Source organism: Novacetimonas maltaceti, from assembly GCF_002906255.1.
Lineage (GTDB): Bacteria > Pseudomonadota > Alphaproteobacteria > Acetobacterales > Acetobacteraceae > Novacetimonas > Novacetimonas maltaceti.
The window spans coordinates 19,709-29,102 of sequence record NZ_POTC01000039.1 but is presented as its reverse complement, the minus strand read 5'-3'; the positions used below and the strand labels follow the sequence as shown (position 1 = coordinate 29,102).

Here is a 9,394-nt window from a genome sequence, read left to right as displayed (position 1 = left end):
GTATCGAGGCGCTACAGGATGCCCTCATGCGCTATGGCGCCCCGGACATTTTCAATACTGACCAGGGGTCGCAATTTACGACACCCCGTTTCAGCGGGATACTGGAAGAGCGTCAGATCCGCATCAGCATGGATGGGCGCGGTCGCTGGCTGGACAACGTGTTCATCGAGCGTCTGTGGCGGTCGCTGAAATACGAATGCGTCTACCTGTACGCGTTCGAGACCGGATCAGAGCTGAGGGCCGGGCTTGGCAGATGGATCGCCCATTATAACGAAAGGCGTCCGCATACGGCGCTGGCTGGACGAACGCCCGATGAGGCGTATCATGACGTGCCGACGCCATCTGGTCCGGGGTTAACCCCGGACCAGATGGCCAACAGCAACGCCGTCAGAAGGGCGGCATAACAACAACCGGGTATAGCTTATCAAGCCCGCAAAACTGTCCGAACGGACGGGACCACCTCAAATATCCAGCCTTCTTTCTCCCTACATCCCCAGCCTTCCGCGCGCGGCGGCATTTCTTCCAGAACCATATCAGGAGAATAGCAACGGCCACTGCGTGCAAACTTGATCCCATGCAACGGACATCTGATAAAGGTTCCGCTGACCACGCCACGACTGAGTGGTACCTGACGATGCGTACACCGGTCATCAAGTGCAAACACCAGCCCTGCCTCTGGACGGACAATGACAACCGGTCTGCTGCCGCAATAAACCCCGATTGCTTTTTGATGTCTCAGATCTGCACTGCGCAAAGCGGGATACCATTGTGCATTGTGGTCCGGATCAAAAGGTTGCAGTAGAGTATGTGTCATGCCCATGACAATTCCTCCAAAATCTTGTTAATGGACGAAGGTCGCCGCCACGCAAGCACGTTGAACCTTCGCTAGGTCTGAAAGTGTATTGTGAACCTCAGGCGGTAATTGCCTACCGTCCTTATTGGTGAAACGCATTGTCGTAGACGGTGTAATAATCACGCGCCTTCGTAGACATTCTGAACGGATCTTATCTATCCATCGCATCGCGCTATAGACATCCGTTGGAATCCGATTCAGGCCGTCCACAACTCCCAGAAGAAGGTCACAGCGCGGATTAAGATTAGAGAGCACCGATGGAAGTTCTGCGCCGCCGCGCACCATATCGATATGAAGGCCATTCATCGGCAATGACATGACGTGGGGCAGGTTACGCCAGAAGCCCCCTCCTCCCCCGACGAAGACGAGGGATAGTGCATGTCCGGATGCCACCTCTGCCATGCTCCGCCATGCCAGTTCCATCGCCGTCTGGCGTTCTTTCGACATCGGACCAGCCGTTGTGACAGGTTCCGTAATCTGAACCCAGAAACAGCCTGCCGTGGCGAGTTCGTGCAGAATCTCGATGTACACCGGAAGAAGCTTCAATAACAACAGGACAGGGTCCGTGCCGTCAGTCCGGTCACATGCGGCAAGAAAGCTCACTGGCCCTAGAAGCACAGGCACAGTCGCGATCCCGCGTTGCCATGCATCAACAAATGCATCGCGGACAGGATTGCAGCATAAGTGGAAGAACGTCTGATCTGTCAGTTCGGGCATGCGCTTCCCGCCGCACTGAGGAGCCTTCCCCACACCCACCATCTGTGCTGTCTGCCACACGCGATGCCAGTCATCCGGGCAGGAATTGGACGCTACATGCGAGACGCCTGTACGCCGCTGCAAAGCGGTCAATGCGGGGGTATCAAAACCCGAGAGACCAAGCGTCCCGGTCAGTAGCATGAGGGTTCACCGCAGGTCTGCGCATCATCATAACAGTTTGTAATTGTGGAAGTGCCGTGTCGTTCAGCGACAGGCAAGCCTATGCAGTGCTGCAAAGCCATGCTCCTGCCTCCGGTTCATCCCGCCCGGCGGCCGTGAGATCGACAGTGGCAGGTCTCCTGGCTCACGGATTATCGCAGATCGTGTCTACCTTCCCGTTGCTGATACAACAGTGGCCCATTCCCCTCAGAAAATGGACGACACGACCCCATACCGCTTACAGTTGCGGGAGCAGCCACCGACTGGCTTCCGGGATGGACCCTGCCGAAGCGGAACGGTGTTCCCTTTTCATCCGTTTGCACGGAACCACTGACTATATAGAAGGCGAATATGCCACCACCTTCCACTTTTCAGCAATGTTTTCCTTTCAATGCTGATCAGACGGCCAAGTACACTCTACGTCTTATCATATTCATACGTTTTATATGATTTAACAATAATATAAATTAGCACTTTCTGTTCGTGTATTTATACTTAAAAAGTAATACTGCTGTGCAGGCCGAAAATCGCTTCGTCACCTACGCGGCGCAAACCGGTCCAATCCGGCGCGCCGCCCGAAGGGTGCCATACGTACTGGAAATCAGGCTGCATGACCATCCACGGCGTAACCTGCGCCTGATAGGTCAGTTCAAGATGGTTTTCATTGCCCTGCACAAGCGTCTGACTGTCGCGGTCAAATTGCCGCAGGCCGGAACTGGCGCGACCAATGCCCCAGCCCAGACCGATCGTGTCGTTATCGCGCCCCTTGAACGGCGCCTTCAGGTTCAGGCCGGCGTCAATGGCGAAGCTGATCTGGTTACGATCACCGCCATTACCCGTGGCGCGTATGAACACGCCCACCGAGCGGGCCGATGTCAGCGACGGCCGCCAGATCATCTGGTCGATGATACCATACACCATCCAGTTACCCCGGTCCCAGCGCGGGGTCAGGTCACTTTGTGGCGTGGCTGCAGTGGCGTTGGCCACTGCAGCTCCTAACGAACCGCCATTGCGGTTGTAACGATAGTCGGCGAACTTCGCGGTATCATAGAACCCGCCCAGCTTGTACACGCCCGGCAGGCCGGGATTCTTGGTCACGTTCGACATGTCGGCCGGCTGCGGGTTGAGCGCGTATTGCAGTTCGGTCATCAGCAGGGCGCCGGTACCCATGTTGAAATTGGTGCCGTTGGCGCCATCATAGGTCTGGCTGGTGGGATCGGAATTGTAGCCGCTGATGGAGCCGGTAGCCTGCTGGATGGGGGTAGAATTATAGCGGTTACCCGGCGGATTGTCGTCCGCTGCGGCAAACATAAAGGTGAACTTCTCGCTCGGCCGGTAGCGGATCCGGATGGCGGGAGACGACAGCGGCCAGGATGGCCCGCCGCCATACAGGTTGACCGAGGGCGCCATGGGCCAGCCGAAATTGGCGTTGAGGTAAAGCGAGGCGTAATCGCTGATCAGGAACTCGGTATCAAGATCCTGCTGGCCGATCTTTACGTCCAGCTTGCCGCCAAGGAAAGACTGCTGGTACCATAGTTCGAACAGGCGGGTGGAACGGTCAGCCTCAAATCCGCTGACAGGGTTGAAATTGGCCAGATGGTCCTGCGAGATCGAGCGCCCGCGTGTCTGCAGTGCGCTGACATTGAACAGCCCCCCCTTCAGCCCGAACAGTTTCTCGGTATCGACGGTCAGCGTGGGCATGGTTACACCGTCGTAGGACGGGCCGGTGCCTGATCCGCCTGCACCATCATTACCAGAAGCCGAACCGCCAGTCCCGTTGCCCCAGAGTTCATCGACTTCCTGGATGTCGAAGCTGATGCCGTGCTTGTACATCCATGACCGCGCGCCCCACATATTGCCTAGCAGGTTACCACTGGTGTCGAGTTTATCGTCACCAGCCGCCTTCTCCGCAGCATCGGCTTGCGCGCGCTCCGAATCACGTATGGTTGCTGGGTCGATCTGCTCAACCAGCGGAGTGGAGTTGCCAAGGCGCGCCCGATCTTCCTCGATCTGGGTCTGAGGAGCCTGAGCATAAGCGGCTGAGTATGCGAAGAGACTTCCTACCAGAGTGGAATTGATAAAAAGCACACGAGCCGAGCGTCGCGTAACGCCCGGAGAGTCAAGAAATGTCATGGAGGGGGCCTGTCGGGGAAGCGTCGGTAAAAGGAGCAACAATTCCGAATGCAGTCATTTCCCGACTGGGAAACAAACACGCACGCCATCGCGACAGAGCGTCAAAGAAGAAAATGCATCACGCCTTGATCCGCCTCCGGCTCCACCCGCCCGGCGACATATCTGAACTCGACGGTAGGTCTCCTGACTCACGGGTCACCACGTTGCATCCGCCTTCCCAACCGAAGTCAGTGGCTGCTACCCAATCTGGTAGCTGAGGACACAATGCTCGCCGTCTACAGTTGCGGGGGCAGCTGTCGACTGAACTCCCGGGGAAATTGCCCCAGCCAGAGTTATACGACATTCCCTTTTCGCCCGTTCGCACGGGACCGTCGACTTGATAGACAGTATTATAAAATTCTTATCCCCAAAAAGGCAAGACAGGATAATTAGAGAAATCCCTTCCTGATGGATATTGACCGCCTGCGCTTCGGCGTTTCACCTGCAGCCGTGGCAGTTCATGTCAAATTATGTCAGGCTATGCTCTTTTAGGAGTTTTAGATTAAGGGAGAGTAGATTATACCCCTGCAGGCCATAAACGCGGAAGCCGGTGAAATCCCGGCACGGTTGCGCCACTGTAAGCAGGTGTAGAACACAATTTTCTACCCGAAAGTCAGACCCGCGCATGGCTCCGTTCCGAGCGAAACAGGACGCATTTTTCCTGAGGAGTCGTATAAAATGTCTGATACTGCAATAGGTTCCCACGCCATCCCCTCTCCCGCGCCTATTCCCGTCAGGGAGATAGCGCCGTGGTTGGTTTTCGGCTTGCTGATGCTGCTGGCCCTTTATTTTGTCGGCGCAGAGGAAGGGGCGACATCAATTATTCCTGGCATGTATGTGCACGAGTGGGTGCATGACAGTCGCCATCTTCTGGGTTTCCCCTGCCACTGACATGGAAAACAGAATGATGGTCCGCACCCTACTTATTCGCGGAATGCTCGTCGGTTTTCTGGCCGGCATTCTGGTATTCAGTTTCGCAAAAGTTTTTGGAGAACCTCAGGTCGATCATGCCATTGCATTTGAATCTGCCATGGACGAGGCTAAAGCCAAGGCAGATCTGGAGCGAGGCATCCATGATGTTGAAGAGCCGGAACTTGTAAGCCGGAAACTTCAAGCCAGTTACGGATTACTCACAGGTGTAATGGTTTACTCGACAGCGTTTGGCGGGCTTTTCGCTCTTGTATTTTCTTAGAGCCCGATCCGAAAGTTTTTGAACAATACCAGCCTGTTGTGATTCATCCGTCTTTGCGAAGAGATGGAGTGAATGGTGACATGGACTGGTATTGCCCGACGTGAACATAGCCGGGAAGGGTTGCGATATCCATCGGATATGACGGACGGGGAGTGGGCTTTGATCATGCCATTTGTCCCCCCGGCGAAACGAGGCGGTCGCCCCCGCACGACGGATATGCGCGAGGTGGTCAACGCGATGCTCTACATAGCCTCGGCCGGGTGTGCGTGGCGCCTGCTGCCGAAATGCTTTCCGCCGGTCTCGACTGTCAGGCGCTATTTTTACGCCTGGCGTGGTGCCGGAGTGTTCGAAGTCATGAATACGGTGCTGGTCATGAGCCTGCGCGAGATCGAGGGGCGTGAAGCCTCTCCGAGCGCGGGCGTGATTGACAGCCAGTCGGTGAAAACCACGGAAAGTGGCGGGCTTTCGGGCTATGACGCGGGGAAGAAGGTCAAGGGCCGCAAGCGCCATATTGTGACGGATACCTGCGGCTTCCTGATCTTTCTCCTCGTTCATGCCGCCGACATCCAGGACCGTGATGGGGCCGTTGATGTCCTGGCAGCGATACGCAGGCGCTTTCCCTGGCTGCGCCACATCTTCGCTGATGGCGGCTATGCTGGCGACAAATTGCGATCCGCGCTCGCCTCCATGGGAAAATGGACCCTCGAAATCATCAGGCGGTCCGATACGGCGAAGGGATTTCAGATCCTGCCGCGCCGCTGGGTGGTTGAACGGACATTCGCATGGCTGGGACGGTGCAGGCGGCTCGCCAAAGACTGGGAACAATCCATTGCGTCCTCAACCGCATGGACTTTGATCGCCTCAATCCGCATGCTGACCCGCAGAACCGCAAGGCATTGTCACGGTTGAAGAACTTTCGGATCGGGCTCTTATGCAAATGGGCGCATGAAAAGCACAGACCCTCGTGTTGTGTCTGTTCTGCTGGCGATAACCGGGATTATTGCAGTATATGTGGTGCCAAGCATCAAGTATCCTGCCAACCCGCCATCCGTAGGAAACCCGGATACAATTGGCATGCGGACAGAATTGTATTTTATAATGATGCTGGTCTCCCTACTGGGGATGATCGCAGCCACAATGCTTCAGGGACGCTTACGTCAGCAATATAATGCATGGACATCAACTTATCTTGCAGGCGCGTGTTATATTCTGATTGTCTTTACAACAGGCGAGTTACTTCCTGCGGTTAATGAGGTCCCCTCTAATTTCCCTGCTGATTTGCTCTGGAATTTCAGGATTGATTCCTTAGGCATGCAGATCATCATGTGGACCACACTGGGTCTAGGTTTCGGTGCCTTTACTGAATATGCAAATCGAAACCGGTTTGGATATCGTAATGGCGCTAACATTCAGCTTAATGCCCATTAAAATGGCTTGAAGTTAAAAACGTGAGAACTGGCGTTGACTTGAAGTCACGCCAGATACTCAATGACAATTACGAGATTTTTCCGCGATATTTATGGGGAACTCGCCAATATCCATCACAACGTACTGTTTTCGGTTGCCGATTTCCCCATGCGCCAACAGGCGTAGGAAAGGGCGACAGTCTCGCGACCAGATGGCACCCTTCCCTTTTCTTTGCGCAAGCAGTCCAAAACCCGGCATCTGCCCTGACAGAACTACAGACTAATATTAAGCCCGATAATAATATCACGCGTCGCTGTTTCGTGCCCCAGTGTCATGGACACTATGCCCGCCACCTTCATATCGGCGCTACGCCACAATTCATCGTTCCAAACAAAGGAGCGATCGGCCCATGCTGATACGATTTAACCATGACTCGGGCTGTCCATCACACCGACAGTTCGCCCTGCTGTCGGGCAAGAGCGTTGGCGATCATGGCCGAGAGCAACCTGAATGCTACGGCGTTAAGGCGTCATTGTCATCCCATGCCACACGCGTCCGGATGGTCAAGGGTCAGAAGCAGGCGCGTAACAGGAACCGGGAGATCCGAGATGGGCGGCGAACGGTGCAGTACTGCCCCTTTTGTCGACCAGCCGGGATATAACCGCCCTTTCAGAAGGGTGATCCAGCACGCTGGCGTATCATGGATGATCTCGCTGTCAGCATGTTTCCATTGAACCCCAGGGCCAGTGTAGGTGCACAGGAGGCGTAACGGAACATGGTCAACATGAAAGCGGCGGCAACTGTCGTGTCTGACCTTTTCCAGCCGGAAGCGGATTTCGGCCGTGCCCGACAGGCGCTGATAACGACAGGCAAGATTCAGGGCGTCGTCAGCAAGCGCCTGCGTGCCTGCCGGTAAGAAAGTTCGCAACTCGGTTTCAAGAATTTCAATGGTGCCCCGATGCAGAAACAGGTCCGGGCCGTGCGCATTCCACAAGGCCGCAGCCTGCATGATATCCTGCCCGAGGTGACGTTCCTGCTGAACGATGAAACAGTCTTGCCTGTCAATGTTCTGGAACGGCATCGGGATGGCAGAAAGCGGACGGGTCGGACAGGACTGTCGCATGTCAGGGCCTTTAGGAGTTGTTATATTATAACGTAACATATAGGTTCGGCGGATCGCAACCCAATGAATGGTGTCCGTCATGCGCGAAAGACTTCCGGTAACGGTTCTTTCCGGCTTTCTGGGAGCTGGAAAGACGACGCTTCTCAACCACGTGCTCAATAACCGCGAGGGCCGGAAAGTCGCGGTCATCGTCAATGACATGAGCGACGTGAATATTGACGCCGATCTGGTGCGCGACGGCAGTGACCTGTCCCGAACAAATGAAACGCTGGTCGAGATGAGCAATGGCTGCATCTGCTGCACGTTACGCGATGACCTGCTGCACGAAGTCCGGCGGCTGGCACAGGAAGGCCGCTTCGATTACCTCCTGATTGAATCGACAGGGATTGCGGAGCCGCTTCCGGTTGCAGCGACATTCGAGTTTCGTGACGAGGCGGGCGAGAGCCTGTCCGACCTTGCACGGCTCGATACGATGGTCACGGTGGTGGATGCCGTCAACCTGCTGAAGGATTACGCCTCGACGGACTTCCTGCGCGACCGGGGCGAGACAGCGGGCGATGAGGATGACAGGGCGCTGGTTGACCTGCTGGTCGAGCAGATCGAGTTTGCCGATGTGGTGGTGCTGAACAAGGTCTCGAGCGCTACGCCAGCGCAGCGCGAAGCCGCGCGGCAGGTCATTCAGGCCCTTAACGCCGATGCGGATATTATCGAAACGGATCAGGGCATCGTACCCTGCGCGCGCATTCTCGATACACACCGCTTCGATTACGACCGGGCGCACAAACATCCACTCTGGTACAAGGAACTGTTCGAATTCCACAACCATGTTCCCGAAACCGAGGAATATGGCATCCATACCTTTGTCTGGCGCGCCCGCCGCCCGCTTGTGCCCGAGCGCTTCAAGGCCTTTATCGACTCTTCCTGGCCGGGCGTGATCCGGGCGAAGGGTCATTTCTGGCTGGCGACCCGTCCGCACTGGGTGGGCGAACTGGGGCAGGCCGGAGCCTTGGTCCGCACGCAGGCCATGGGGCGGTGGTGGGTAACGATACCCAAAAACCAGTGGCCGGACAGTGATGAATGGCGCGACCTGATCCTGTCGAAATGGGATCCGGTTTATGGAGACCGCCGGCAGGAGATCGTATTTATCGGCACGGCAGAAATGGATGATGCCGCCATTGCCGCGGTGCTGAATGCCTGCCTTGTGCCCGACTTTGATGTGCAGCAGTTCGATCCGTTGCTGTTTGCCCATCTGCCTGACCCATTCCCCGCCTGGGGGCAGGGAGAAATGGCGGATGCGTAAGGTGACGGCAGATAACGAACGGACATTACGCCACGAGATGTGGCGGCGGTATGCAGGCAATGACTGGGCCGCCTTTGACGCGCTGCCCCCAGCAATCCGCCAGCGGGTAACAGCGCATGCCTATGATGCCTGGTCGGTCAATGTAATGATGCTGTGGCAACATTACAAACGGCTTTATGGACGCACGATGCGCGCCGAGCGCGCGCTGATCCGGTATCTTGATTATTGCGAACGGCTGGAGCGCGAGGCTTTCGCGTCACGCTACAGCGCAGCCTACGGCATGGTCCTGCCGCATGACGCCGCCTGCGTGTCAGTGCTGAGGTAAAATCAGTATTTTACAGTCATGGCACTCGTATTTTCAGAGAGCATCCTCATTGGGATCGCCAGCCTGAAAAATAATCCGATGCTGCCCGTTGGGACGATTATGCCTGT

At 56.0% G+C, this 9,394-nt stretch carries 9 protein-coding genes, 2 pseudogenes and 2 riboswitches; of the genes and pseudogenes, 7 read left to right on the top strand and 4 right to left on the bottom strand.

Translation table 11 applies throughout. From position 1 onward, the window contains the following. On the top strand, positions 1-404 hold a 404-nt coding region (locus KMAL_RS12330), incomplete at its 5' end, for an integrase core domain-containing protein (RefSeq protein WP_146044216.1). Between the two features lie 20 nt (positions 405-424). On the opposite strand, the gene KMAL_RS12325 is transcribed toward KMAL_RS12330, so the two are convergent. The 3 genes from KMAL_RS12325 to KMAL_RS12315 all read right to left on the bottom strand — a co-directional run bounded on the left by KMAL_RS12325 (position 425) and on the right by KMAL_RS12315 (position 3,901). After that, a complete protein-coding gene (locus KMAL_RS12325; protein ID WP_239020122.1) occupies positions 425-820 on the bottom strand; it encodes a Rieske (2Fe-2S) protein in 396 nt (131 codons plus the stop codon). A 21-nt stretch (positions 821-841) separates the two neighbouring features. After that, complete coding sequence (locus tag KMAL_RS12320) at positions 842-1,570, bottom strand: uroporphyrinogen decarboxylase/cobalamine-independent methonine synthase family protein (RefSeq protein ID WP_239020121.1); 729 nt, start codon at positions 1,568-1,570, stop codon at positions 842-844. A gap of 311 nt (positions 1,571-1,881) precedes the next feature. After that, positions 1,882-2,115: riboswitch (cobalamin riboswitch) on the bottom strand. A gap of 148 nt (positions 2,116-2,263) precedes the next feature. Beyond that, the gene (locus tag KMAL_RS12315; RefSeq protein ID WP_239020120.1) at positions 2,264-3,901 is read right to left on the bottom strand and encodes a carbohydrate porin; all 1,638 of its coding nucleotides are present in this window, start codon (positions 3,899-3,901) and stop codon (positions 2,264-2,266) included. 156 nt (positions 3,902-4,057) lie between these two features. Continuing rightward, a riboswitch (cobalamin riboswitch) is annotated at positions 4,058-4,289 on the bottom strand. A 329-nt stretch (positions 4,290-4,618) separates the two neighbouring features. Between KMAL_RS12315 and KMAL_RS12310 the strand changes: the two genes are divergently transcribed. From KMAL_RS12310 to KMAL_RS12295, 4 genes and pseudogenes are all read left to right on the top strand, one after another. Beyond that, entirely contained in the window at positions 4,619-4,831 is a 213-nt protein-coding gene (locus KMAL_RS12310) for a CbtB domain-containing protein (protein WP_010518378.1), read from the top strand. A 16-nt stretch (positions 4,832-4,847) separates the two neighbouring features. Then, positions 4,848-5,129: pseudogene (locus tag KMAL_RS12305) on the top strand (CbtA family protein); the annotation flags it as partial. A gap of 75 nt (positions 5,130-5,204) precedes the next feature. Continuing rightward, entirely contained in the window at positions 5,205-6,041 is an 837-nt protein-coding gene (locus KMAL_RS12300; protein WP_012222260.1) for an IS5-like element ISGdi1 family transposase, read from the top strand. Positions 6,042-6,074: 33 nt separating this feature from the next. After that, positions 6,075-6,560 (top strand): annotated as a pseudogene (locus tag KMAL_RS12295) (CbtA family protein); the annotation flags it as partial. Positions 6,561-7,074: 514 nt separating this feature from the next. Here the strand turns inward: KMAL_RS12295 and KMAL_RS12290 are convergent. Next, a complete protein-coding gene (locus KMAL_RS12290) occupies positions 7,075-7,743 on the bottom strand; it encodes a DUF1826 domain-containing protein (protein ID WP_239020118.1) in 669 nt (222 codons plus the stop codon). Here KMAL_RS12290 and KMAL_RS12285 point away from each other — a divergent pair. Both KMAL_RS12285 and KMAL_RS12280 read left to right on the top strand, forming a co-directional pair. Next, the gene (locus KMAL_RS12285; protein WP_110095985.1) at positions 7,730-8,962 is read left to right on the top strand and encodes a GTP-binding protein; all 1,233 of its coding nucleotides are present in this window, start codon (positions 7,730-7,732) and stop codon (positions 8,960-8,962) included. The genes KMAL_RS12290 and KMAL_RS12285 overlap by 14 nt on opposite strands. Next, complete coding sequence (locus KMAL_RS12280; RefSeq protein ID WP_025811767.1) at positions 8,955-9,287, top strand: DUF6525 family protein; 333 nt, start codon at positions 8,955-8,957, stop codon at positions 9,285-9,287. The genes KMAL_RS12285 and KMAL_RS12280 overlap by 8 nt, the downstream gene beginning before the upstream one ends. The last annotated feature ends 107 nt before the right edge of the window (positions 9,288-9,394 follow it).

Coding starts and splice junctions, on each gene's coding strand:
- KMAL_RS12325 (WP_239020122.1), bottom strand. CDS start 820: ATGGGCATGACACATACTCTACTGCAACCTTTTGATCCGGACCACAAT.
- KMAL_RS12300 (WP_012222260.1), top strand. CDS start 5,205: ATGGTGACATGGACTGGTATTGCCCGACGTGAACATAGCCGGGAAGGG.
- KMAL_RS12320 (WP_239020121.1), bottom strand. CDS start 1,570: ATGCCCGAACTGACAGATCAGACGTTCTTCCACTTATGCTGCAATCCT.
- KMAL_RS12290 (WP_239020118.1), bottom strand. CDS start 7,743: ATGACGGACACCATTCATTGGGTTGCGATCCGCCGAACCTATATGTTA.
- KMAL_RS12285 (WP_110095985.1), top strand. CDS start 7,730: ATGGTGTCCGTCATGCGCGAAAGACTTCCGGTAACGGTTCTTTCCGGC.
- KMAL_RS12310 (WP_010518378.1), top strand. CDS start 4,619: ATGTCTGATACTGCAATAGGTTCCCACGCCATCCCCTCTCCCGCGCCT.
- KMAL_RS12280 (WP_025811767.1), top strand. CDS start 8,955: ATGCGTAAGGTGACGGCAGATAACGAACGGACATTACGCCACGAGATG.
- KMAL_RS12315 (WP_239020120.1), bottom strand. CDS start 3,901: ATGACATTTCTTGACTCTCCGGGCGTTACGCGACGCTCGGCTCGTGTG.